This window comes from Halomonas sp. G15 (assembly GCF_021282295.1).
Lineage (GTDB): Bacteria > Pseudomonadota > Gammaproteobacteria > Pseudomonadales > Halomonadaceae > Halomonas > Halomonas alimentaria.
The window spans coordinates 72,704-96,443 of record NZ_JAJSPA010000005.1; the positions used below are offsets into that span (position 1 = coordinate 72,704).

At 65.0% G+C, this 23,740-nt stretch carries 18 protein-coding genes; 7 read left to right on the forward strand and 11 right to left on the reverse strand.

Annotated elements, in window-relative coordinates:
• Positions 1-165: 165 nt before the first annotated feature.
• A complete protein-coding gene (locus tag LWH48_RS04295; protein WP_232911475.1) occupies positions 166-1,413 on the reverse strand; it encodes a TIGR02679 family protein in 1,248 nt (415 codons plus the stop codon).
• Complete coding sequence (locus LWH48_RS04300; protein ID WP_232911477.1) at positions 1,410-2,975, reverse strand: ATP-binding protein; 1,566 nt, start codon at positions 2,973-2,975, stop codon at positions 1,410-1,412. The genes LWH48_RS04295 and LWH48_RS04300 overlap by 4 nt, the downstream gene beginning before the upstream one ends.
• A gap of 335 nt (positions 2,976-3,310) precedes the next feature.
• Here LWH48_RS04300 and LWH48_RS04305 point away from each other — a divergent pair, with 335 nt between their 5' ends.
• Positions 3,311-4,102, forward strand: coding sequence for a Fic family protein (locus LWH48_RS04305; RefSeq protein ID WP_232911478.1), 792 nt, complete (start codon positions 3,311-3,313; stop codon positions 4,100-4,102).
• Here the strand turns inward: LWH48_RS04305 and LWH48_RS04310 are convergent.
• From LWH48_RS04310 to LWH48_RS04330, 5 genes are read right to left on the reverse strand one after another with little or no spacing between them, the layout of a single operon-like run.
• The gene (locus LWH48_RS04310; RefSeq protein WP_232911479.1) at positions 4,070-8,245 is read right to left on the reverse strand and encodes a TIGR02680 family protein; all 4,176 of its coding nucleotides are present in this window, start codon (positions 8,243-8,245) and stop codon (positions 4,070-4,072) included. The genes LWH48_RS04305 and LWH48_RS04310 overlap by 33 nt on opposite strands.
• On the reverse strand, positions 8,238-9,527 hold the full coding sequence (locus LWH48_RS04315; protein WP_232911480.1) for a TIGR02678 family protein: 1,290 nt from the start codon (positions 9,525-9,527) through the stop codon (positions 8,238-8,240). Before LWH48_RS04315 ends, LWH48_RS04310 begins: the two co-directional genes overlap by 8 nt.
• Positions 9,515-11,059: a TIGR02677 family protein gene (locus LWH48_RS04320; RefSeq protein ID WP_232911482.1), complete on the reverse strand. Its 1,545-nt coding sequence runs from the start codon at positions 11,057-11,059 to the stop codon at positions 9,515-9,517. Before LWH48_RS04320 ends, LWH48_RS04315 begins: the two co-directional genes overlap by 13 nt.
• A 12-nt stretch (positions 11,060-11,071) precedes the next feature.
• Positions 11,072-11,377, reverse strand: coding sequence for a helix-turn-helix domain-containing protein (locus LWH48_RS04325; RefSeq protein ID WP_232911484.1), 306 nt, complete (start codon positions 11,375-11,377; stop codon positions 11,072-11,074).
• Positions 11,374-12,720 carry a type II toxin-antitoxin system HipA family toxin gene (locus LWH48_RS04330; RefSeq protein ID WP_232911485.1) on the reverse strand — a complete coding sequence of 449 codons (1,347 nt, stop codon included), beginning with the start codon at positions 12,718-12,720 and terminating at the stop codon, positions 11,374-11,376. Before LWH48_RS04330 ends, LWH48_RS04325 begins: the two co-directional genes overlap by 4 nt.
• A gap of 217 nt (positions 12,721-12,937) precedes the next feature.
• On the opposite strand from LWH48_RS04330, the gene LWH48_RS04335 reads away from it, so the two are divergent.
• The 4 genes from LWH48_RS04335 (at position 12,938) to LWH48_RS04350 (ending at position 15,824) form a co-directional block, all read left to right on the forward strand.
• Positions 12,938-13,216 (forward strand): helix-turn-helix domain-containing protein, encoded by a 279-nt coding sequence (locus LWH48_RS04335; RefSeq protein ID WP_232911487.1) that lies wholly within the window; start codon positions 12,938-12,940, stop codon positions 13,214-13,216.
• Positions 13,206-13,910, forward strand: a complete 705-nt coding sequence (locus LWH48_RS04340) for a type II toxin-antitoxin system HipA family toxin (protein ID WP_232911489.1) — start codon at positions 13,206-13,208, stop codon at positions 13,908-13,910. The genes LWH48_RS04335 and LWH48_RS04340 overlap by 11 nt, the downstream gene beginning before the upstream one ends.
• A gap of 248 nt (positions 13,911-14,158) precedes the next feature.
• On the forward strand, positions 14,159-15,283 hold the full coding sequence (locus LWH48_RS04345) for an RNA-guided endonuclease InsQ/TnpB family protein (protein WP_232911491.1): 1,125 nt from the start codon (positions 14,159-14,161) through the stop codon (positions 15,281-15,283).
• 43 nt (positions 15,284-15,326) lie between these two features.
• The gene (locus LWH48_RS04350) at positions 15,327-15,824 is read left to right on the forward strand and encodes a HipA domain-containing protein (protein ID WP_232911492.1); all 498 of its coding nucleotides are present in this window, start codon (positions 15,327-15,329) and stop codon (positions 15,822-15,824) included.
• A gap of 125 nt (positions 15,825-15,949) precedes the next feature.
• On the opposite strand, the gene cysS is transcribed toward LWH48_RS04350, so the two are convergent.
• Complete coding sequence (cysS, locus tag LWH48_RS04355) at positions 15,950-17,359, reverse strand: cysteine--tRNA ligase (RefSeq protein ID WP_232911493.1); 1,410 nt, start codon at positions 17,357-17,359, stop codon at positions 15,950-15,952.
• Between the two features lies 1 nt (position 17,360).
• Positions 17,361-19,073, reverse strand: a complete 1,713-nt coding sequence (locus LWH48_RS04360) for a glutamine--tRNA ligase/YqeY domain fusion protein (RefSeq protein ID WP_232911494.1) — start codon at positions 19,071-19,073, stop codon at positions 17,361-17,363.
• 314 nt (positions 19,074-19,387) lie between these two features.
• On the opposite strand from LWH48_RS04360, the gene LWH48_RS04365 reads away from it, so the two are divergent.
• Together LWH48_RS04365 and LWH48_RS04370 are read left to right on the forward strand one after the other, a co-directional pair.
• A complete protein-coding gene (locus LWH48_RS04365; protein WP_213313200.1) occupies positions 19,388-19,885 on the forward strand; it encodes a peptidylprolyl isomerase in 498 nt (165 codons plus the stop codon).
• 79 nt (positions 19,886-19,964) lie between these two features.
• Positions 19,965-20,726, forward strand: coding sequence for a UDP-2,3-diacylglucosamine diphosphatase (locus tag LWH48_RS04370; protein WP_232911496.1), 762 nt, complete (start codon positions 19,965-19,967; stop codon positions 20,724-20,726).
• Here the strand turns inward: LWH48_RS04370 and LWH48_RS04375 are convergent.
• Both LWH48_RS04375 and LWH48_RS04380 read right to left on the reverse strand, forming a co-directional pair.
• Positions 20,701-21,759, reverse strand: a complete 1,059-nt coding sequence (locus tag LWH48_RS04375; RefSeq protein ID WP_232911498.1) for a CobW family GTP-binding protein — start codon at positions 21,757-21,759, stop codon at positions 20,701-20,703. The two genes, LWH48_RS04370 and LWH48_RS04375, sit on opposite strands and share 26 nt — an antisense overlap.
• A gap of 130 nt (positions 21,760-21,889) precedes the next feature.
• A complete protein-coding gene (locus LWH48_RS04380; RefSeq protein ID WP_232911500.1) occupies positions 21,890-23,707 on the reverse strand; it encodes a SurA N-terminal domain-containing protein in 1,818 nt (605 codons plus the stop codon).
• Positions 23,708-23,740: the final 33 nt, after the last annotated feature.

Here is a 23,740-nt window from a genome sequence, read left to right on the forward strand (position 1 = left end):
GTTCCTCGCATGCGCCGGCGTGACGGCGACTCGACGTGGGGACAGCATACCTGAAACACCTACCTCGCCATTCAGCGCAGAACCAGGCATCGTCAACGCGCCGGCGGATTCGCTGAGGGAGGGGATGTGGCAATGTGGCAATAGAGCTCGGCGAGATGCGTCGTTTCACCGCCCCGTGCATCGCACATCACCAAGCAGCGTTTCGATCAGCTGCTCCTCATGCAGCGCCCTGCCCCGCGCTTCCAGCGTCCCGCTTAGCTCAGGGTCCCAGGCCGTTTCCTGAGCCCTGCCCTCCAGCGGCTTGCCCGCGAGATGGGCGTGAGCCTCCAAGTCCGCTGCTGCCATGCGCCAAGGTTGCATGGCGAAGCGCACCAGCAGGGTATTGGCGATGCTGATACCCGGCCAGTCGAAATCACCGTGATAGTGCAACACGGCCCCTGCCGCCTCCAGCTGTTCAAGCAGCGTGAGCACGGCGGCACCAGGACGCCCCCAGGTGGTCACCAGCGGAGCGCACCCGGCCCCCAACCGTTCAGCGGCTTCGGCGAGCACTGCCGGGTTCTCGCAGACGAAGACATCCCGCCCTTCGACATCCCATGCGGGCGGCTGACGCAGCAGCTGGCGCAGAGTCAACCAGGCAGGCTCGGCAAGGCGCGCGTAGTGCGCAAGCGCCGCATCCAAGCCACCTATACCCTGGACCGGCAAGCGCAGGGTCAGTACAGCGCTGGTAATATCGCCACCCAGCAGCACACCGGCATGGGCCCAGATCGAGCGCTCATCCGGATGCTCCAGAGCCACACCGCCGCGCCAGTAACGGGCCAGGGCTCGGCGCACCAAGGCTGAAACGGGCTGACCAATATCCAGGGCGTGAGCATCGCCCAGGCACTCACCGGCCAGAGTGCTGAGCGTGATGCCCTGTGCCGGCAGTCGCTCGAGCACAGAGAGAGCCTGTTCGAGTAGGCGAGCACCCTGCTCTTCACTACTACCGGCCAGGCGTTTGAGCTGGCCCCCTCGGCGCAGGTCCGCAAGCCAGTCGCTCACCCCCAGCCGTTCGGTGTCAGGATAATAAGCGTCAAGCAACTCGCACCAGCGTTGGCGTGCCGCGTCACGCACGGCGCGGGTGTCCACAAGCGGGCCATCCAGGGCTTCCAGGGCGTGTCGCAGGTCCTTTGCGACGCCGGCCCGAGCCAGGGCACGAGAGAGCTCCTGAAGATCCACGCTCAGCGACTTCCCCCGACGGGGAGGCCGCCCTAGCAGGCGTTCCACAGCTGCGCGCTCGAGATGACTGGCCTGGCTTATGGTCAGGCGGCCGCCACCCTCGCGCAGAATCTTGCGCACCAGGCGTTGGCGCAGTCGGGCAAGCCCTGGGCCGCCCAGCAGCCGCCGCAAGCGATCATGATCCACATCATCGGTCACGCCGGGATCTGCTCCCACTCGACGGCTACGACCTGGCGATGCTCGCGTGAGAACTCGATACCGATAAGGTAGATCGGTTTGCCTGCCGCGCGGTATTTGTCGGCATAGCCCTTCTCCTTGAGCTGCGCCAAGGCATTGCCCTCGGGAAGCTGCTCTACCACCTTGAATTCGAAGAGAAAGAGTCGTCCTGCGAAATCGACGGTCATGTCGACACGACCGCGGTGGGTAGCGTCCTCCACCGTCACTGCCAGTCCTAGTGCCGCGAAGTGACTGTAGAAGACGCTGGCGTAGTGGCCTTCGTAGCGCGCGATGGGATTATTGCGATACCAGTCGTGGGGCAAGCCAGCATAGAGCGCCTTAAAGTACGTCTCCAGGCCCTCCATGTCGGCCTCTTTCAGCAGCTTAGGCAGCCGCAGAATCAACTCATCGAGGATATCGTCATCCAACCCCAGCGCCGGCAACAGCGCCTCGTTGAGGCTGCTCTCCATCTCATAGTTGGGAAATCCCAGTCGATATATCGGCTTGTTGGGAATCTCCTCCTCGACACCGGTCAAGGTCAGATAACCGGTCTGGAACAGCAGCGCCTCGGTGCTGATCTGATCCACGTCGAAGCGGCTGAGCAACGACGGGCGGCTCTGCCACTCGGTCAAGGCCGGGGTATAGACGCTACGCTCGGCCAGTACCTTGACCAGGAAGGTCGGTGTGGCGGACTCGAACCAGTAAGGTGAAAACTTGCGTTTATCGAACAAGAGCAGCAGGTCAAAGGGATTGTAGACGCTTGTCGTTTCAGCCCCTCCCCAGCGATAGCCGTTGTACCAGCGGCGGATCTCATGGCGATCCAATCCGCCCAGCTGGTCGGCAAAAATGCTGTCGACGTCACGATCGGTGTAGCCGCAAATCGTGACATGTTCGGCATCGAGAGTGATGTCGTTCAGGTTGTTGAGGCCTGAAAACAGGCTGACCTTGCTGAACTTGGAGACCCCGGTCAGGAAGCAGAACTGCAGGCGAGGGTCGGCATCCTTGAGCACGCTGTAGAGATTCTTCAGGCCCTCGCGCAGCTCGCGGGCCCGTTCGGGGTCGGTGATATTATCGAGAATCGGCTTGTCATACTCGTCGACCAGCACCACGGCACGCTGACCATGGCACTCGTGGGCCTGAGCGATCAGATCGGCGAATTCGCCGGGAATATCCTCGGCCCGAGTATCGGCAAGCCCAAGGCGTTCCCGGTTATGGCGAAGCTGGTAACGGATTCGCTTGTCGAGATCGTCACGCGAACGCATCACCCCATCGGCGAAGCTGATGCGAATGACCGGATAGGCGACCTTCCAGTCCCATTGATCGTGGATATAGAGGCCTCGGAATAACGACTCGCGGCCTTCGAACAGCGACTTCATGGTATCGAGCAGCAAACTCTTGCCGAAACGTCGAGGGCGGGACAGGAAAAAGTACTTACCCTGCTCCACCAGCCGGTGCACATGCGGCGTCTTGTCGACGTAGTAGTACTCACCGTTGACGATGTCGGCAAAGGTCTGGATGCCGATAGGCAGTTTGTGCTTGGCCATTCGACTTCTCTTCTTGCAAGGTGGAGCTGCTGGGTTAAGGTGTCGAAGAAACGCTTTATGCTATATTTATGTACAGGTTAACATCCCCCCTCTCCCTCAGCTTCTCAGAAAGCTGCCACCTGCGGCGGAAAGGGCGGGAATTCCTACGGCGCTCAGGCGCGGCATTGAGCTGCTCCTGTGTCGCTTCGGTGGGTTCATGAAGCACAAGGCGTCCTGCTGGACGCCGCGCTATCCATCCGATCACTAAGAGTAAGCGGATATCCACGCTGGCTTATAAGATTATTTCGACACCAACACGATACTGTAGATCCCGAAACGCGGCCAGGAGGCCAAACATGTCGGAACGCTTTCACCGCCTGGACTGGCTCAAGGTCCAACTGGACCAACACCGACCTTTGCCGCCTCAGGTAGTTGAAAATCTGCATGATTCTCTTGTGCTGCAATGGACATACCATAGCAACGCTATCGAGGGGAACACGCTAACCCTCAAGGAAACCAAGGTCGCGCTCGAAGGCATCACCGTAGGGGGCAAGACCCTCCGCGAGCACTTCGAGGCGATCAACCACCGAGAGGCAATTCTGATGGTGGAGGAAATGGTCAGCCAGAACGCTCCTCTCTCGGAATGGTTGATCAAATCGCTGCATCAACTCGTGCTAAAAAACATCGATGATACGCATGCTGGAGCTTACCGCCAGATCAATGTGTTGATCTCAGGGGCAGAGCACCGACCGCCTGAAGCCCATATCGTCCCCCAATCCATGAGTGATTTTATCGCTTGGTACCGTGACGATGCAGCGCGGGTACACCCAGTTGAGCGTGCCGCCCGTGTGCATGGCGAATTCGTCAAGATTCATCCCTTCATTGACGGTAACGGCCGTACTTCCCGCTTGTTGATGAACCTTGAGCTGATGAAGGCCGGTTTCCCCGCGGCGTTGATCCAGGTCGAACAGCGCCTGGCTTACTATGAAGCCTTGGATACTGCCCACTGCAGCGGCGACTACGCGCCGTTTCTTGCGTTGCTCAGCGAGAGCGTGGAGCGCAGTTTTCAACCCTACTGGTGGGCGCTGGGCATAGAAAAGCAGATCGAGGACGCGCTAGAACAGGCTGTCCATACCTCCCGGCGTTAAGGTTTCCGCAGGCTCCACAACCTCTTGCGGCGCCTGACTGACGGGTATCGCATCTCTCGTGCGACGCCTACCGTCCCACCTCCACCGCGTGACGTGCACGGCATCAACCCCTTCGCGACGTACCAGCTGGGCGATGGCCAGCCCCGGCACGTCCGGGTAACAGCCCCACTCGCGCTCCGAGGTCATCACGGCGTCGAGATCGAACTGGGCCAACAGCCCCATGCTCTTGGCCCGGGCGTCGTCGTCGATCCCCGCAAACACTTCGTCGAGCATCACCAGACGCGGCGCCTGCTCATGGGCGCTGCCATAGTGGCTGGCCGCGGCGGCGAACAGCGGCAGGGTGATCACCAGGGCGCGCTCGCCTCCGGAGGCCGGGCCATAGGCGGGGCGCCACTGACCGTTCTGATGACGCTCCACCACGAAACGATGCCAGAAGCGGTAGTCCAGGGCACGCTCGAGAATCTCCTGCAGGGCGCCGCCCTCGTCATTGGCCCGGGCCTCCTCGATGCGTCGGCGCAGGAAGTCCCCTACCACCTCGCGATCCTCCGCCGACCAGGCGTCCAGGGCCTGACGCCGCAGCCGCTGGCAGACATCCTCCAGCCCCGCCGGGGCCGTCATGCCCCCGGCGCTCTGCCCCTCGGACAGCGGCTGCCAGCGGATACGCAGCCGCATCCCGGTACTGGTCGGCCGACTCTCCAGCTCGCCGTTCATCTCGCGGACGTGACGCTCGGTGTCGGTGATGCGCTCCTGGATGTGGCTGGCCACCTCGTCGATCAGGTAGTTCTCGAGCAGCTCACGCTCCCGGGCATTGAGCAGCGCCTGGCGTTGGCTGATCTCCTCGTTGAGCTGGCGATGCAGGGCATCGGGATCCTGGCGACGCCCCTGGAAGACGATACGCACCAGCAACAGGTCGTCCCGGGCTTCGGCGATGCAGTCGTGACCGCCGCGGGAGAGCACATCGGTGAGCAGCTTGATGTGCTCGTGCAGCCGCCCCTGGTGGGCGTGCCAGCTCTCGTCGTCGGCATTGATAGCGGCAGTGGCCTGGGCAGCAGACCGGGCCAGGCGCACAGCAGGGTCTGCCGCCCAGGAGCCAGGCGCCTCCTCGTCCATGAAACGCTCCGGCGCAGCCACCCGCAGCAGTCCCTCCTCCACCAGGGACCGGAAGTCAGCGATCCTTCCTGCCCGACGTTCGTCCAGTTCGCCCAGGCGCTGCTCGCCCTGGGTGACCTTCTCGGCGAGGCGTGCCACCTCGCCGAGCAGGGTCTCGTGGCGTGTGTCGAGCTCACGCTGCTCGGTGGCCAACGCCTCGCTGCGCTCCTGAATGGCCGCCAGCTGGCGCTCCAGCTCCTGCACCTCAGCCCCCATGGTGTCGCGCAAGGTATCCCGGCGCACCTCCGCCTCACTAGCCTGCTCCTCGGCCTCGGCCTGCTCCCGCTCGGCCTGGGCCAACGCCTCACGAGCCAGCTGGTGCTCTTCCTTCAGCTCGTCACAACGGAGCCTGGCCTGCTGCCAGGACGTGATGGCCTGCAGCAGTTCGCTGATGGCGAGCCGGTAGTCATTGAGCGCGGACTGAAGGCGGGCCAGGGGCTCGCGCTCGGCGGGAAGACGCAGATCCTCGGCGGCGATATACAGCTCACCGCGCTGGGCCTCCAGCGCCTCGAGGGCCTCTTCCCGCCTGGCCTGGGCGTGCTCCAGACGCGCGGCTTGCGTATCCCGAGCGCGCCGCGCTGCCGCCTCGGCGGCGTGGGCATCACGCAGCGCCTGGGCACTAGGACGACCCTGCCACTCCTGATCGATGACCTCGAGACACGCATCGAGGTGCTCGAGCTCGGCGGTGATGCCGGCGACCTCTATGGCCAGCCCCTCCAAGGCGTGGGCGATCTCTGCCATCCGGCGCTGACGTGCCGCCTCCCGGGCGGCGTGGCCGATATAGACCGCCTCGTCCTTGCCCCACTGCCCACCGAGCGGACCCAGCCGCCAGGCACCTTCGTGACTTACCCAGGTAAAGGCCTCGGAGACGCCCAGGCCGATGCCGGCCAGCAGCGTCTCGACCACCGCCAGGCTCACCGGAGAGTGCTCGGGAAGGTCGGGGCAGAGGGCGGAGGCCAGGCTCTCCTCCCCCGGTCGCATGGCGCCATCGGCGAGCGGCGTGAGCAATGTGTCCCAGGTGCCGGGGGCGAGCAGCTCGCCATCTGGCATCACCCAGGCATCCAGTAGCCCGGAGGCCTCCAGGGCCGCCTCCAGCCCGGCACGCTGTCTCGCCTCGAGGCCTGTCTGAAAGTCCACCAGTTGCCAAAGCGGGGCGCCGGGACGAGCCTCACGGCTGCCCTCGCCACGGGTATGAGGCGCCGGCGGCACGCGTGCCTCCCCCGCTGCCAGACGCTGATGCTCCGCCTCGAGTTCTGCGCGTTCGACGCCCAGCTCTCGATGCCGCTGTTCCAGCGTATGCCGTTGCTGGCCCAGCGCCTCGCGCCGGGCATCCCGCGCCATGGAGAGCCCTGACTCGGCGGGGTCATCACCGCTCAGGTGATCGCACCAGGGTGCGAGCTCGGCGAGCATCGCCTCGGGATCCTCGGGTGCCAGTTCCTTCAGGGCGGCAAGGTGTTCACGCCAGTCGGCCTGAAGGGTCTCGGCCGCCTCAACACGTGCGCTGGTCGCGTCCTGGCACTCTTCCTCGCGACTCGCCAGGGTCTCCTCTTCCCGACGCGCCTCATCCTCCACCCGGTGGAAGGCTCGCTCGGCCTTGTCGACCTCATCGAGGCGGCGGTTGAGGTGTGTCACCCCCTCCGCGCGGCGACGATGCAGGTCTCGCAGCGCCTGCTGCAGCGACTCCACACCCCGGGCATCGGGAGGCACCTGCTCGCCCGTTTCCGCGGATAACCGCGTGGCGATTTCTCGACGATGGTCGCCGCCCACACCCGCCGCATCGGCCAGTGCCGCACTCTCATCGCGGCGCGCCTCCAGATTCGCGACGCCGCCCTTCAAGGACGCTTCGGCCTCCAGCAAGCGGGCCTCGGCTCGCCGGTCACTGTCACGCTCCCGGCCCAGCCGCCGGCCTTCCTCATCGGCGCGGGTGCGGCGCTGGCGAGCCAGCTCGTCGGCATTGCGCAGCGCCTCCGCCGAGCGCATGGCGTCGCTGGCCTCCAGGGTGCGTTGGCGTGCCGCCAGCTCCCGCTGCTGCTCGGCGAGGAGCTCGCGGGACTCACCCAGCGCCTCGCGACTCCCCCGCGCCTCCTCATGGGCCTGGCGATCGCGGCCCAACTGCAGGCGCACCCTCTCGTATTCGGCGTGGGCAGCGGTCAGGAAGTCGGCACGGCGGCGCACCGCGATACCGGCATAGTGGCGGTAGTGACCCAGGAAGGCCTCCACCGCACGGGCCGTCTCCTCCAGCCCCTGTATCTCCTCGCGGTAGACATCCAGGCTGCGATAGGCCTCGGCCACCTCGCCGATCAGGCCTCGTCCGAGTGGCGGCAAGGCATCGCTGAGGGCCTGGGAGAGGCGATTGGGATCGGGCTTCTTGGCCAGCTGGGGCTGGCGCAGCTGCAGCAGCAGGTCGAGCAGCGCCCCGTAGCGCTGCTCCCCCAGACGAAAGAGCCGTTCATCGATGGCGCGCCGATAGTCCGCGGCACGATCATACAGCTGCCCCACGCCGCCCAGCGCTTGGCCGAGACGCTCGCGACTCACGCTTCTCCCGCTATCGATCAGGAAGAGATCACGCCCGACGCGTTGGGGGGTGGTGAAGAACCAGGAGCGCACCGGTCGCCCCGCGACTGCCTTGAGCCCACAGCCCACCGTGAAGGTCTCGGGCCCCTCATCCCCCAGGCGCCCGAACTCTAGCCAGGTGTAGCCCAGGCGTTCCTGATACTCGCCCACCAACAGGTTCCACTCCATGCGCTTGGCGCTGTCGCCATCGGGCTCCACCCGCGAGGGAAGCAGCTGGCCATCGAGCAGAAACGGCAGGGTCAGCGCCATCACCTTGGACTTGCCGGTACCGTTGTTGCCACGCAGCAGCAGACGCCCGTCGTGGAAGTGAAAGACCTCCTCGTCGTAGTAGAAGATCTCCACCAGGCCACAGCGCAGGGGCTGCCAGCGGGTGCTCTGCGGTTCGGGAAGCTCGCTCATCGGGACGGAAGGCTCAGTCATCGGTGAAGGACTCGGACAGATCGGATTGGGCGTATCGAGGGGTACCGGAGGCATCCGGCAGTGTTGGTGCATGCACGCGGAAGCGCCCCAGTGCCGGCAGCGGCAGAATTCGGCCACCTTCATGCTGAGCCTGGCGCCGGACCAGACCCAGCGCCGCCAGGCGGGCCAGGGTCTGGCGTGCCAGGCCATGGGCGGCGCCCGGCTCACAGGCGGACTTGCGCCAGTAGCGTCGGTAGTCGGTCTGCCACTGAAGGATCCATGCCTCCGCCTCCTCCAGGGTAACGCCCTCGGGGCCGCCCTCGGGGCCGCCCTCGGCCAGGCGCTCAGCCATCAACAACGCCAGATGTCCCTCGGTGCCCTCCGACGGCATCTTCTCGTCGGTGAGCTCGCCTTCGGGATCCACCAGAGCCAGCCCTTCAGCGCGCACCTCGGCAACCAGTCCCGTGGCCTGCTGCAGGCGACGCAGCATGGGCCCGCGTTGATTGGTCAGGTAGGCGGCCTCCTCCTCGTCGAGGGACTCCAGGTAGACCACCGGGTCATCCAGCAGCCGTCGTGCCAGGCGGTGACGCAGCTCGCGATTGCGCCCATCGGGGGTATCCGGCACGAAGGTCTCGCTAAGGGCGTGGAGACGACCCTCAAGATCCAGCTCGGCATCAGCACCGTTCAGGGCCACCAGGGAAGGGCCTCGGGCGGTGACCAGCAGGGCGGCCAGCAGTCGGCGGTCCACGTCGTAGAGCACATCGCCCTCCAGGCCACGACGCAGGAACTGCTCCTCGTCACCGGCCACGCGCACCAGCACCCCGAGTTCCATCAGCAGGCGCACGACCACCACCAGGTCGCGGCGTGCCTCCTGATGGTCCAGGGAGAAGGCCAGCCCGCGCTCGGCCAGGGCAGGATCATCGACCGCCTGCCCCAGTCCCTCCCCCAGGCGGCCCAGGGTGATCTGGGCATCGCCGCGTTCGAGATCCGCCAGCAATAGGCAGAACAGTGCATAGCGCCGACGATTGAAGGTCTTGCGCTGTGTCCCCCTCCCTACCGTCGCTGGGCGAGTCGGGTCTTGGAGATCAGCGGGGCGCTTGTGCAGGCGCACGAAGTCACGCTCGCTCTGCAGGTGCCAGCCGGCCTCCCGGGCCAGCCAGTCGCGCAGGCTGGCCGTGTGACGGCGAATCAGGGGGAAGGCGCTATCATCGCTGCGGATCAGTGGCCTTGCCAGCAGCGCACGCAAAGCGCGGCGCTGTTCGTCATGGCGCTGCCGCGTCAGGGCATCGCTCAGGTCCTCCATTCGTCTTCCTCCAGATCGACGATCTCCAGGCGATAGTCACGGCCACGGAGTACACCGGCTTCCGTGCGCAGGGTCGCGGTGCTCTTGGGCCCCAGCGGCGCCAGGGTGATGCGCAGGCTACCGTCGCCGGTGGTGGTCGTCACCGGGGAATCATCGCCGGGACTCGCCGCCAGGGCATCGCCGAGCAGGTTGAGCAGCAGGCGAAAGGCGCCATCGTCCAGCTCACCCAGTTCCGAGAGCCGCTCGGCTCGCCGCTCCACCAGCTGGCGCCGCGCGGCACGTGCCACACTGGCCTCCTCGGCCAACTGACGGGCCAGCAACTCGCGCTCCCGGGCGCGGCTGCGCAGCTTGGGCGGCGCCCCGGGCTTCTGGTAGCTGCCGGTGGCGCGCAGCCGCGCTTGCACCTGCATGCCCGGAGCCTGCACCCAGGGCGTGCTGGCCGGCACCGGAGACTGTTGCCACGCCTCGGCGGTTTCGGCGTCGATCACCAGATGGCGCGCCGGCGTCAGGCCGAAGGCAGTTCGCCATAGCCGATGCGCATCGCCGTCGTTGTCGCACTCCAGGAACCAGCGCGCCAGGGTGCGGAAGTCCGCGGAGCGGTCGCTGCGCGCCATGCGCCGCTCGTTGAGCCGGCCGACCATCTCCAGCAGCTGGGTCACCGCACGACGGGCACTGCTGCGCAGCAGGCGGGCCTGGGCCTGACGCCCCGGCTGGTCGAGGAACCAGGCGCGCAAGCCCTCCCAGTGGCCGTGCCAACGCCGCCACGCCTCGGCGAAGGCTCGGGCACGCTCATCATCATCGGGAGATTCTCCGGGCGCCAGGTCGAGGAGCTCGCGCTCAGCAGCCTGGCGCAGCAGTCGCGCCACAGGCGCTTGTGCATCACCGTCGCCATCCAGGGCGCGGATCAGCTCGGCGATCTCACCGGAAGAGGTAGTCAGATCCCCCAGGAAACGCTCGATATAGCCGATCACCCGCTCCTTATATAGCAGGAAGGCATCGGCATCACTGCCCTGCCCCTCCAGGGTGCGGTTCAGTCCGGTCATGAAGGCCCGGGCATTCTCGGCCAGATCGGCGAAGACCCCGGCAAGGTCGCGCAGCAGCAGCTGGCTCTCGGTGGCCGAGGGCGACTCGCTCTGGGCCAGGGTCAGCAGGGCGCGCAGGCGAGTACGGATATCCTCCAGCGCCACGCTCTGCAGGGCCCCGCGCCGCCCCAGCTCTTGCTCGAAGGTGGCCAGGGCCGCCTCCACGGCTTCGCCCTGGCGGGTAATCTGATAGACGTAGAGCGCGCGATAGTAGTCCTCGACACTGGTCACCCGGGCATTGTCACGTTCGGCATCCAGGTTGCCCCAGGCCACCAGCTGGGTCAGCGCCGACTGCACGCTGGCCAGTTCCGGCTCGCCGATCTGCTGCTGCACATCCTCCGGGCGCAGATGCACCAGGAAGTGCGACTTTGCCTCCACGAAGGCGCGCATCACCCTCCGGTAGAGCTCAGCCTTTTCGGCAGTGACATAGCTAAAGGGGGTGTAGTCCAAGCGGGCTCCCATTTACTTGGTGGGTGACAGGGCCTGCGCCAGCAGGGCTCGCTTGCGCGGCAGCAAGGTGACCTCCAGCCCCAGGGGCCGGAAGACGCGGTTCTTCACCTCCAGGGTGACATTGCCCTTGTCGCCCTCCAGGTCGGAGAGGGTGCGACGGCTGATGCCGACCAGAGCCGCGTAGCGGGTCTGGGAGAGACCCAGCACGTCCCGACGCAGGGCACGCAACAGCTGACCGTCGGTCAGCTCGCTTGCATAGAAGCGCTGGAGCAACGCCACCAGCGCCGCTTCACGGTCATCGACATGGCGTGGCTTCACAACAACCCCCAGCGCTTGAGGCGCGTGCCAAGTGACCGTAACCCTACCGATGGCATATCCAGAATTCGAGAGGGAACGCCGCGCAAGGCTAGGCGCTCATCGAGCCCTTCGAGATCGCCTGCCAGCTGCTGGAGCGCCTCCATCAGCTGATCGGGCTCCACGAGATCCGACAGAGATTTCGCAACAGCGTGCCAGTCGTATTCGCCCCCAGCCTCGAGCGGCGGCCCCCACTGGGTGGTCCGCGTGACGCCCTCGGAATCGGCTCGCATCGGGGCGAAATCGTAGACCGGTGAGAGCCAAACTCCCTCGGGGCGTTTCAGCAGCGCCGTATTGCGGCCGTGGTTGTCGGAGTTGCCGAACGCGATGTTCAGCAGATCACGCCGCACCCACTCGATGGCGAAGGCCTGGGTGTCGAAGTCCTCGCCCCCTTCGCGGATACGGTACTGGCCCTGAAGCAGCGCCACCAGGCGACGTAGGGTCTCACCATGGCGAAGGAAGGTGCCAGGCGACGCCCCCAGCAATGAGTAGACAGATTCCAGGCCGTAGCGCGTCCAAGTTCCGTTGCGATAGTCCATATCGAAGCGCGGCAGCCACAGCGAGGGATAGCGCTCGCCCTCGATCAATCGCATGGCGTCGGTTTCGATAGTGTCGATGCCAAGAGCGGCGAGCTCCTTGTAGTAGTGATACTCGGCACGCAGGATATCGCAGTCATCGGCACTACGGCGGCCGCGGGGAAACTTCACCAACATCGGCAGGTCCGCGCAATGGACCTCATCCTGCCAGGTATCGATCCAGACCTGCTCGTCCGCGGTAAGCCGGAGCAGCAGCTTGGGAGCCTCGCCACCGGCACCGGTGGCCCCGCCGCTGGCCGCGCCCATCTGCTGGGCATACTCCAGAAAGTCGACATCCCGTTCCACCACGCTCTGCACCGGGAAGCGTCGTTCACCGAGGGCATCTCTCAGGCGATTGTCGGGAACTGCCTCCTTGACGCGAAGGTTACCCACCGGCGCAATGGTGCCGCGAGCCAGTAGCTCCGTATCCTGTCGTCCGCTCGAAAGGTGCTGGATACCGAGAGAGTCCACCCAGAAGCGACGGCTGGCCCCCGCCGGCATGATGTCCTCCAGGAAACCGAACCAACGCGGAGACTCATGCGTCAGCATCAGCTCCACAGGCAGCACCAGACTGGCGGCATGCCGGTCGTCGTGAAACATCCATTCGACGGCATAGTCGGTTTCATATCGAAGCCGGGAAACGCCAAAGCTACCGCGCTCCGGATCCGGTATCAAGATCTCGGCGGCATCATGCCAGGCCTGATCAAAGTGGATCTGCAGGGTCACTTTCACGGCTCACCTATGCGAGGAATAATGCTCAACTGCTTGACGAATCGTCATTTCTGAGAAGCATAACTCACAAAAAGCAATAAAGGGAGGTTAAATGAGCAAGATCGCGCACAAAGAACAGGACTTCGTTGAGTTTGCCAGCCAATCAAAGGCTACTATAATGTCTTTTACTGCTTAATAATCCCATTTATGGACATCATGTTAGCTATATAGAGGCACCATGCGACTCACGCTACTTACCGCCAGCGATGTCCAGCATGACCTGGCGAGCGCCATCAGGCGGCGCAGGCGCGAGCTCAAGCTCTCCCGCGACGCCCTGGCAGAGCGGAGCGGCGTGCCGGCCCCCACGATCAAGCGATTCGAGACGACCGGCCAGATTTCATTGCGGCAGTTCCTGCTGCTGTGGCAGAGCGTGGATCGCCTGGAGCGTGTGGCAGAGTTGGCGGCGCCAGCGCCGACCATGCCTGGCAGCATAGAAGAGGTGCTGCGTGACGATTGACTTCACTCCCATCCGACAACTGGACGTGCGACGTCGCCTCAGCGATGGCCATCGGGTACTCGTCGGCCGCCTGGCCCAGAACAGGCAGGGCGTCTTCTTCCAGTACGACGACGCCTACTGTCGCGAGCACCACAGCCTGTCGCCGTTCCAGCTCCCCTTCGACGCGCGATTGCATGCTGCCCCTCCCGCTCCCCACAAGGGGCTCCACGGCCTATTCGCCGACTCGCTGCCAGACGGCTGGGGGTTGATGCTGATGGATCGCCTGTTTCGGCAGCACGGCATACCACCCCATGCGGTGACTGCCATGGACCGGCTGGCCTTCGTCGGCGAGCACGGCATGGGAGCTCTCAGCTATCACCCGGCCTCGGCACTTATTGGTTCAGACGAAGCCGACCACTGGAGTCGCCTGGGCGAGCTGGGTGAACAGGCCCGACAGCTCTTCGAGGGCCAGACCGATACTGTGCTCGCCACACTCGCTCAGGCGGGCAGCTCAGGAGGGGCCCGCCCCAAGGTGCAGGTTTACCTCTCGCCAGGCAGCACCGACCGGGCCAGCACCCGCCCTCGCCCGAGACTGGAGCCCTGGCTCGTCAAGTTCACCTCCAGCGCACTGGCGCTGGGACATGAAGAAGGGCTATGCGAGGCGGTCTACTTGACCCTGGCCAAGCGGGGCGGAATCGAAACGCCTGACTGGTAGCTCATCACCCCACCCAAAGGCTCTCCGGCACTAGCGTGGCTGGCCCTGCGGCGCTTCGACTGCAGCCAACAGGGGCGCTACCACATGAGCAGTGCCTGCGGACTACTGGACGCCGACTTCCGCCTGCCATCGCTCGATTACCAGACAGCGCGTAAAGCATCGCCCACTCGGGCGGTGATATAAGCGCGCACCGCGCAGCGGTGCCTGTCGATGTTGATATTGCCAATCATGCCTGATATTTATACAGCATGACGAAACGTGCCTATAACGAGCGGTTCTATCCCACCCCCGAACAGGCTGAGCTGCTGGCCAAGTCGTTCGGGTGTGCGCGTTTCGTCTGGAACAATACGCTGGCCTATCGCACCGAGGCGTATCAGCAGCGGGGTGAATCGGTGTCGCATTCCGCAGCGGAAAAGCGGCTGGTAGCGCTTAAAGCCGAATATCGGTGGCTGAAAGATGTCTCCAGCGTGATCCTCCAGCAGACGCTGCGGGATCAGAAAGCCGCCTTCGACAACTTCTTCAATCCCAAGCTCAAAGCGCGCTATCCGCGTTTCAAGCGCAAGGATGGCCGGCAGTCGATCCGGCTAACCAAGGCCGCTTTCCGCTATCGGGATGGTGAGATCACTATCGCCAAGACCAGCACGCCGCTGCTGATCCGCTGGAGCCGCCCGCTGCCCAGCGCGCCCTCCAGCATCACAATCTCGCAGGATCGTGCCGGCCGCTATTTCATCAGCTGCCTGTGCGAATTCGAGCCAGAGACGCTGCCGGTCACGCCGAAGATGGTAGGCATCGACCTCGGCCTGACCGACATATTCATCACCAGTGAGGGCATGAAGTCCGGCAATCCACGCCACCTGAAACGCTACGAAGCCAAGCTGGCATATTGGCAGCGCCGGTTGGCGAAAAAGCAGAAAGGCTCGAAGAATCGGGCCAAGGCGCGAAACAAGGTGGCACGGCTTTATGCCAAGATCGCGGACTGCCGCCGTGATGCCACCCACAAAGCGACCCGCACGCTGATTAACGAAAACCAAGTGCTGTGTGTCGAGTCGCTGAACATCGTTGGCATGGTCAAGAACCGTTCCTTGGCCAAGGCCATCAGCGATGCGAGCTGGGGCGAGTTCGTCCGCCAACTCGAATACAAGGCGGCCTGGGCGGGCCGAGAACTGGTGAAGGTCAGCCAGTGGCTGCCCAGTAGCAAGATGTGCCACGGCTGCGGGTATAAGGTTGAGAGGCTACCGCTGTCGCAGCGCCATTGGCGCTGCGAGGGCTGCGGCCAAGCCATCGACCGTGATATCAACGCGGCCAGAAATATCCGAACCGCCGGGCTGGCGGGGTTAGCCTGTGGAGCGACTGGAGCGGGGGCAGCGGCTTAGCCGCTGCCTAGTGAAGGCGTGTCGAAGCAGGAAGGTTCTCGGGGTGACCCAAGAACCCTCGCCTAAAGCGCGAAGCGCGGCAGGCGGGGAGTGTCAGGAAGACATCATCAAAGCCGGCCAGGTCCTCTGCGGAAGTCCCGCCATCGGCAGAGCACTATTTCGTCGGGCAATATTCAACCTCTTCGCATGCAACCAGGACGACCACAGCAAGAACTGGGCCTTTCTCCTGCAGGATGACGGTCAATGGTGCCTTTCCCCCGCCTATGACATGACCTTTAGCCCGGGCCCTTACGGCGAGCACGCCACCGCCTTCAAGGGGCACGGCAAGAACCCGCCGTTAAAGGTCGTTCAAGCACTGGCCGACCAGGCCGGCTTCACACGCTGGAGCGAGGCTCGGCAAGTCATCGAGGAAGTAGTGGCGGCGGTTAACGCATGGGATGAGGAGGCCAGGACGCTGGGCATCAGTCCAGGCGTGCGACGGGAAATAGCGCAGCAGCTGGATGCTCTCCAGAAAGCCAACCACGCTCTTGTGACCGGATAGTCCGCCTGCCCTCCACCCTGGAGACCACAACGCCCGACGCCCCTGTGAATGAAGCTCAGGGGGTCGGGCGTTCCGGTTTTCTGTGGCGGGTTTTCTGGAGTAAGGCGTTCAGCTCAAGGCCTGGCCTATGCCTCGACGTCGGGCTTCTCGAATACCCAGCTGGTGCCTTCCCGGGAATCCTTGAGGATGATGCCCAGTGCTGCCAGTTCGTCGCGGATACCGTCGGCGGCGACGAAGTCCCTGGCCTTCTTGGCCGCGGCACGCTCGTCGATCTTTGCCTGGATCTGCTCCTCGGAGAGCGGCAGGTCGCCGGCACCGGCCTTGAGGAAGGTCGCCGGATCCTGCTGTAGCAGGCCGAGGACGGCCCCCAGGCGCCCGAGCTCTGCCGCCAGGGCCGGCGCCTCGCCGGGCGATTCCTTCTTCGCCCGGTTCAGCTCCCGGGCCAGGTCGAAGAGCACCGAAAGCGCCTCGGGGGTGTTGAAGTCGTCATCCATGGCGGCGGTAAAGCGCTCGTCGAAGCCTCCATCCACCTCGCCGGGGGACTCGACGCCTTCAGGAGCCACCCCTTCAAGGGCGTTATAGAAGCGCTCCAGCGACTTGCGGGCCTCGGCCAGGGACTCCGGCGCATAGTTGATCGCGCTGCGGTAGTGGCTCGCCACCAGCAGGTAGCGCACCACCTCGGGGTCGTGATGCTCGAGCACCTCGCGGATGGTGAAGAAGTTGCCCAGCGACTTGGACATCTTCTCGTGGTTCACCCGCACCGCCCCTGCATGCATCCAGGTATTCACGAAGGGCTTGCCGTTGGCTGCCTCGGACTGGGCGATCTCGTTCTCATGGTGCGGAAAGGTCAGGTCCGGCCCGCCCCCATGGATATCGAAGGTCTCGCCCAGGCAGCACTTCGACATCGCCGAGCACTCGATATGCCAGCCCGGGCGTCCCTCGCCCCAGGGCGATGGCCAGCTCGCCTCGCCGGGCTTGGCCGCCTTCCAGAGCACGAAGTCGAGCGGGTCTTCCTTGTGCTCGTCCACCTCAACCCGGGCTCCCGAACGCATCTCGTCGAGGTCGCGGTTGTTGAGCTTGCCGTAGCCCTCGAAGCGGCGCACCCGGTAATAGACGTCGCCGTTGTCCGCCGCATAGGCGTACCCCTTACTGATCAGCGTCTCGATCATGGCGAGGATATCGTCGATATGCCGGGTCGCCCGCGGCTCGTGATTCGGCGGCAGCACGGAAAGGCGCGCCTCGTCCTCGTGCATCGCCTCGATCATGCGCTCGGTGAGTGACGAGATCGTCTCGCCGTTCTCGTCGGCCCGGCGCAGGATCTTGTCGTCGATATCGGTGACGTTGCGCACATAGGTGACGTCATAGCCGCGGTGACGCAGATAGCGGGTGATGACGTCGAAGGCCACCATCACCCGGGCATGGCCCAGGTGGCAGTAGTCGTAGACGGTCATGCCGCAGACATACATGCGCACCTTGGCCGGCTCGATCGGCGTGAAGGGTTCCTTGCGACGGGTCAGCGTGTTGTAGATCTGCATGTCAGCCCTTCTGCTTGTCCTGGACGTTCTTCTGGGCTTCCTTCTTCTGAACCTTGGCCCAGGTGTCCTTCAGCCCCACGGTACGGTTGAACACCAGCTTGCCATCACGGCAGGCGTGGCGGTCGGCACAGAAGTAGCCCACGCGCTCGAACTGGAAGCGGCTCTCGGGGACGACCTCGGCCAGGCTGGGTTCACCCACGGCCTGGCAGACCACCAGCGACTCGGGGTTGAGGTGCTCCAGGAAGTCGGCGTCCTTGTCCTTGTCCGGCTGCTCCTCGAGGAAGAGGTTGTCATAGAGGCGTACCTCCATGGGCACCCCGTGCTCGGCGCTGACCCAGTGGATCACGCCCTTGACCTTGCGCCCTTCCGGGTTCTTGCCCAAGGTGTCGAAATCCACGGAGCAGCGCAGCTCGCTGATCTCGCCGGCGTCGTCCTTGACCACCTCGTCGCAGCGGATCACGTAGGAGTTGCGCAGCCGCACCTCCTTGCCCGGTGCCAAGCGGAAGAACTTCTTGGGGGGCTCCTCCATGAAGTCGTCGCGATCGATATAGATCTCGCGGGTGAAGGGCACCCTGCGCACGGCCATGTCCTCGCGCGCCGGATGACCGGGGACCTCGTAGGTCTCCTCGTGGCCTTCCGGGACGTTGGTCAGCACCACCTTCAGCGGCTTGAGCACGGCCATGGCCCGCGGCGCATTGTCCTCGAGGTCGGCGCGGATGGCGTGGTAGAGCATGGCGATATCCACCAGGCCGCCGTCAGCGCGGGTCACCCCGATCATCTCGCAGAACTTGCGGATCGACGCCGGCGTGTAGCCACGGCGGCGCATCCCGGAGATGGTCGGCAGGCGCGGATCGTCCCAGCCATCGACGATGCCCTCGTCCACCAGCAGCTTGAGCTTGCGCTTGGAGGTCAGGGTGTAGTTGAGGTTGAGCCGCGCGAACTCGATCTGGCGCGGCTTGGCCGGCACCGGCAGGTTGTCGAGGAACCACTCGTAGAGCGGGCGGTGATCCTCGAACTCCAGGGTGCAGATGGAGTGGGTGATCCCCTCGATGGCGTCGGACTGGCCATGGGTGAAGTCGTAGGAGGGATAGATCTTCCACTTGTCGCCGGTCTGGTGGTGCGTGGCGTGGCGAATGCGGTAGAGGATCGGGTCGCGAAGGTTGATATTGGGCGAGGCCATGTCAATCTTCGCCCTCAGCACCTTCTCGCCCTCGGCAAACTCGCCGGTACGCATGCGGTCCAGCAGGTCGAGGTTCTCCTCGGGGCTGCGCTCGCGATAGGGGCTCGGGCGACCCGGCTCGGTCAGGGTTCCGCGGTATTCGCGAATCTCGTCCGGCGAGAGGTCATCGACATAGGCCTTGCCCTCGCGGATCAGATGCTGGGCCCATGCATAGATCTGGTCGAAGTAGTCGGAGGCGAAGCGCACCTCCCCTGCCCAATCGAAGCCCAGCCAGCTCACATCCTCCTTGATGGCGTCGATATAGGCCTGCTCCTCCTTGGCCGGGTTGGTGTCATCGAAGCGCAGATGACAGTCGCCACCGAACTGCTCGGCCAGCCCGAAGTTGAGACAGATCGACTTGGCGTGCCCGATATGCAGGAAGCCGTTGGGCTCCGGCGGGAAGCGGGTCACGATCTTGCCGGTACGCCCGGCCTCGAGCTCCTCGCGAATCTGATTGCGGATGAAATTCGGGGCGCTGGTGGTTTCGGTGGACATGTTGAGAAGAACAGCCTCTGGTTGAAAGTGCGGGCCTGACGGCGCAAGCGTTGCCAACGCGCCTCAGTGGGAGGCGCCGGGGGCAGGGCGAAGAGGAGGTCCTACGCCAGGGATGGCGTCGGTAGCGCCCGGGGAGAGGTTCACAGCGCCTCCTCGAAGGCCTGCCGCCGGATCAGCCCCGGGCGCCGCCACCAATGGCAACCGCCGTGCCCTGCCCCACGCTCGCTTCGCGCATGGAAGCAAAACCGGTATTATAGCGCCACGCCCACGGGCAACGCCAAGGCGGAGCCCCTTTATTGCACAGGAACTTAGCGATGATCGTTCTGCAGACCACCTACGGTGACATCAGCGTCGAGCTCGACCACGAGAAGGCCCCCAAGACCGCCGCCAACTTCGAGCAGTATGTTCGCGACGGCTTCTACGACGGCACCCTCTTCCACCGCGTGATCGAGGGCTTCATGGTCCAGGGCGGCGGCTTCGACGAGGACTTCAACCAGAAGCCCACCCGCGACCCGATCGAGAACGAGGCCGACAACGGCCTGGCCAACGAGAAAGGCACCCTGGCCATGGCGCGCACCCAGGATCCGCACTCCGCCACCGCCCAGTTCTTCATCAACGTCGCCGACAACACCTTCCTCAACCACAGCGGCAAGTCCATCCAGGGCTGGGGCTACTGCGTGTTCGGGCGCGTGGTCGACGGCATGGACGTGGTCGAGAAGATCAAGAATGTCGAGACCACCCGCCGCGGCATGCACGCCGACGTGCCGGCCCAGGATGTGATCATCGAGAAGGCCTACGTCAAGGAAGACTGATCCACCTGCCCTGCCCCATCTGGCGCCCGCCCCGTGCGGGCGTCTTGCCTTGCGACGCACGACGTGAGAACTCACCACCATGGCCACTCTGCTGATTTCCGACCTGCACCTGCACCCCGGCGCCCCCGAGATCACCGAGGGCTTCCTGCGCTGGCTGGAGGAGCGCGCCTGCGGCAGCGATGCCCTGTATATCCTCGGCGACTTCTTCGAGGCGTGGATTGGTGATGACCTGCTGGACCTCGTCGGTGCCGACCCCAGCGGCAATGCCGACCTGGCGGCGCGTATCGCCCGAGCGCTGCGCCGGCTGGCGGATGATGGCACCAAGATCTTCCTGATGCATGGCAACCGCGACTTCCTGCTGGGTGAGCGCTTCGCCCGCGAGGCCGGCGCCACCCTGCTGGAGGATCCTAGCGTGGTCGAGCTGGGCGGCAAGCCCGTGCTGCTGATGCATGGCGACAGCCTGTGCACGCGGGACGAGGCCTACCAGGCCTTCCGCGCCCAGGCCCGCCACCCGCTGTGGCAGCAGCAGGTACTGTCGATGCCCATCGAGCAGCGCGTCGCCCTGGCCAGCCAGTTGCGTGCCCAATCCGGTGAGGCCAACTCCAACAAGGCCGAGGACATTATGGACGTGACGCCCGAGGAGGTAGTCAAGGTGATGGCCGAACACGGCGTCACCACCCTGATCCACGGCCACACCCACCGCCCGGCAGTGCATGAACTCGAGGTCGACGGCCAGCCCGCGCAGCGCATCGTGCTCGGCGACTGGCAGCCCGGCAAGGGGTGGGAAGTCGTGGTCGATGGCGGTGCGCCTCAGCTCAGCGATTTTCCGTTGGGGCAGTGAGAGACCGCTGCAGCAGCGCTTCCAGCGCCTCGGCGTCGGGCAGGGACTCTGCCTCGCCAATGACTTCGAGGCGCGAGTCGCGCCGCCAGGCGCTATCGGTCAGGCTCACCGCACCCTCAGCGCGATTGTAGAGCTTCCAGCCGGCCTCGGTATGAAAGACCCCTTTGACCCTGAGGGGACCAGGCAACCCGCCAAGACACTCCCCCAGGCGATCCAGATCGAAGACATCCCCGGGGTGCCACCGCCACCCCAGGGTCCCGTGACCCAGGGCGCTGCCGGCCTCCCGCTGGGGCCTGCCCGGCTCGGGCAGTGCCTCGGCAAACTCCTCCAGCACCACGCCCTGCAGGCCGCGAGCATCCTCCGCGGCCTGCCTGAGGTGCCGATGGGCCTCACTATCGACCGCCGCGCGGGGTGACACTTCTTGCTCGCCTGCCGTCAGCCTCGCCAAGGGCAGCTCGCCTCCGGGTGCCTCGAGAATCCAGCCCTTCGGCGGCCACAGCCGCTCCAGCCACTCCCTCGCTGCAGCCAGCTGGGCCGGCGTGGCCAGGTCGGTCATGGTTAGGGCCACGCCATCGGCCATGGCGAGCTGGTCACGGAAGGTCTCGTGATCCCGGCTACGCGGGTCGTCCAGGCGACGGGGATCGAGAAGGGCCACGACACTGCGCACGTCGAGAACGTCGGCGAAGGCCTCGCCGCGTAGCACCTCCAGCAACCCCGCCGGGTGCCCCAGCCCCGAGGGCTCGATGATCAGCCGCTCCGGCCGATAGCGATGGAGCAGGTTGACCAGGGTCGCCTGCATCACGAAGGCCAACTGACAGCAGAGACAGCCGCCGGGCAGCCCCTTGACCACCAGGTCGTCCCGGGACTCGAACATCGCCTGGTCGATGCCCACCTGGCCGAACTCGTTCACCAGCACTGCCCAGCGTTCTCCAGCAGGCTTCTGGTCGATCAGGCGATGGATGAGCGTGCTCTTGCCACTGCCCAGAAAGCCGGTGATCAGGTGGACGGGAATATTGGCCATTGGCGTGGGCATGGGTGCTCCTCGGTCTGGAAATCGAATGAATTGTTATAACATAACAATAAGACAAGAGGGCTGAAATTAAAAAAGGAGCAAGCCCAGGATGTCCTTGGGCTTGCTCCTTTCGTCTGGCGGCTGGCAAAGCCTAGCGCTTGATCTCCGCCTCGCTGCGCAGGTGCTCGATGAGCCCCTGGATGGCGGCCTGGGCACGCAGGCGCTCGGCCATGGAGGAGACGAACTGCTCGACCTGCTCATCGACCTCGCCTTCACCGACCGACTCCAGGGCGATGATTACGGCGCGATCGCCGTCGACCACCGTGCCATAGGCCGGGGCATCACCCTCGGGGGCCGGCAGCCGGAAGGCGGCGTCGACGATGCCTCGAGAAAGTCCCTGGCTATCCTGACGGCTGACCTCCTCGGCCTGCTGCCAGTCGAGGTCGATCGACTCGCCGTCACGCAGGGAGGCAACAAGCTCATCCGCCCGGGCACGCAGCGCATCGCGACGCATCTCTCTCTCGACCTCGGCGGCAACCTCGTCGCGCACCTCAGCCAACGGCAGTGTGGTCGCCTCACGGTGTTCGGCCACGCGCAGCACCAGGCGGCGATCATTGTCCAGCTCGATCACCTCGCTGTTGAAGCCCTCCTCGAGCACGTCGCCGCTGAACGCCTGAGACATCACGCCCGGCTCGGAGAGCACCCCTTCGGCATCATCACGGGAGACCCAGTCGCTGGTCTGGAGCTCTAGCCCGAGATCCTCGGCGACACTCTGCAGGTCGTCGGCGGCGAAGCTCTCGTCGATCAGTTGCTGGGCCCTGTCGTTGAACTCCCCACTGACCCGGTCCTGGGCCAGCTGACGACGCAGATCGTCACGCATCGACTCGAACGGTTCGCGCTCCAGACCGGTCACGGTCAGCAGGTGCAGGCCGTTGTCGGTCTCGACGATCTCCGAGACTTCCCCCTCATCCAGCGAGAAGGCGGCCTCGTCGAAGGCCTCACCGAAGAAGCCACGACTGACCACGCCCAGGTCGCCCCCCTGCTCGGCGGAGACGGTGTCATCAGACACATGGGCGGCCAGGTCGGCAAAGGACTCGCCCTCGGCGAGGCGGGCCTGGACCTCTTCCAGCTCGGCCACCGCCTCCTCGCGACTGCGCTCGTCACCGACGCTGAGCATGATGTGCGAGAGACGGCGATCGGCATCGGCGGTCTGCTCGCGCCAGGCGTCGCGCAGCGCCTCCTCGTCGATCTCCACCTGCTCGGCCATCGCCTGGCGGTCGAGCACCACATAGTTCAGACGGACCTGCTCGGGGCGACGGAAGCTATCCTGGTGTTTGGTGTAGTACTCCTCGATGGCCGCCTCGGAGGGCACGACCTCTTCCTCCAGCGACTCGGCATCCAGAGCCGCGTGGCGGAAGGTCCGCGTCTGGCGCTGCAGCTCGGCCAGGCGCTGCTGCTCACTGGGCAGAGTGAAATCACTGAACGCCAGTCCCTGCTGCAACTGCTGCTGCCGCATGTCGCGGCGCAACTGGTCGCGGAAGCCCACCGGGGTGTAGCCGGCGCTTGCCAGGCGGTTGCGGAACAGCTCGCTATCGAACTGGCCCTCCTGGTTCTGGAACTCGGGCAGCGAGACGATGATCTGGTCGAGCTGCTCCTCGGAGAGGTGCAGGCCGCCCTCCTCGGCGTACTGGCTGAGCACCTTGTCGGTGATCAGCTGGTCGAGCATCTGACCACGCAGCGCGCGCTCCTGCTCCGGCGGTACCTGGCCGCTGCGGATAGCGCGCTGAACGGAGAGCTCGAGCTCCTGGCGCATGATCGGCTCGCCGTTGACCTCGGCGACCTCGTCACCGCTGTTGCCGAACAGGCCCACCAGCGACTCCACGCCGAACAGCGCCATGGTCACCACGACTGCCCCGACGATGATCTTGGCTCCCCAGCTTCGGGAGCGGTCTCGAATACTTTGCAGCATGCAGGCCTCGGAAGTGTTGCCTCGAAATGGATA

Excerpts from the sequence above, each read along its gene's own strand:
- LWH48_RS04300 (WP_232911477.1), bottom strand. The coding sequence starts at position 2,975 with ATGGCCAAGCACAAACTGCCTATCGGCATCCAGACCTTTGCCGACATC.
- LWH48_RS04305 (WP_232911478.1), top strand. The coding sequence starts at position 3,311 with ATGTCGGAACGCTTTCACCGCCTGGACTGGCTCAAGGTCCAACTGGAC.
- LWH48_RS04310 (WP_232911479.1), bottom strand. The coding sequence starts at position 8,245 with ATGACTGAGCCTTCCGTCCCGATGAGCGAGCTTCCCGAACCGCAGAGC.
- LWH48_RS04315 (WP_232911480.1), bottom strand. The coding sequence starts at position 9,527 with ATGGAGGACCTGAGCGATGCCCTGACGCGGCAGCGCCATGACGAACAG.
- LWH48_RS04335 (WP_232911487.1), top strand. The coding sequence starts at position 12,938 with ATGCGACTCACGCTACTTACCGCCAGCGATGTCCAGCATGACCTGGCG.
- LWH48_RS04345 (WP_232911491.1), top strand. The coding sequence starts at position 14,159 with ATGACGAAACGTGCCTATAACGAGCGGTTCTATCCCACCCCCGAACAG.
- cysS (WP_232911493.1), bottom strand. The coding sequence starts at position 17,359 with ATGCAGATCTACAACACGCTGACCCGTCGCAAGGAACCCTTCACGCCG.
- LWH48_RS04360 (WP_232911494.1), bottom strand. The coding sequence starts at position 19,073 with ATGTCCACCGAAACCACCAGCGCCCCGAATTTCATCCGCAATCAGATT.
- LWH48_RS04365 (WP_213313200.1), top strand. The coding sequence starts at position 19,388 with ATGATCGTTCTGCAGACCACCTACGGTGACATCAGCGTCGAGCTCGAC.
- LWH48_RS04370 (WP_232911496.1), top strand. The coding sequence starts at position 19,965 with ATGGCCACTCTGCTGATTTCCGACCTGCACCTGCACCCCGGCGCCCCC.
- LWH48_RS04375 (WP_232911498.1), bottom strand. The coding sequence starts at position 21,759 with ATGCCCACGCCAATGGCCAATATTCCCGTCCACCTGATCACCGGCTTT.
- LWH48_RS04380 (WP_232911500.1), bottom strand. The coding sequence starts at position 23,707 with ATGCTGCAAAGTATTCGAGACCGCTCCCGAAGCTGGGGAGCCAAGATC.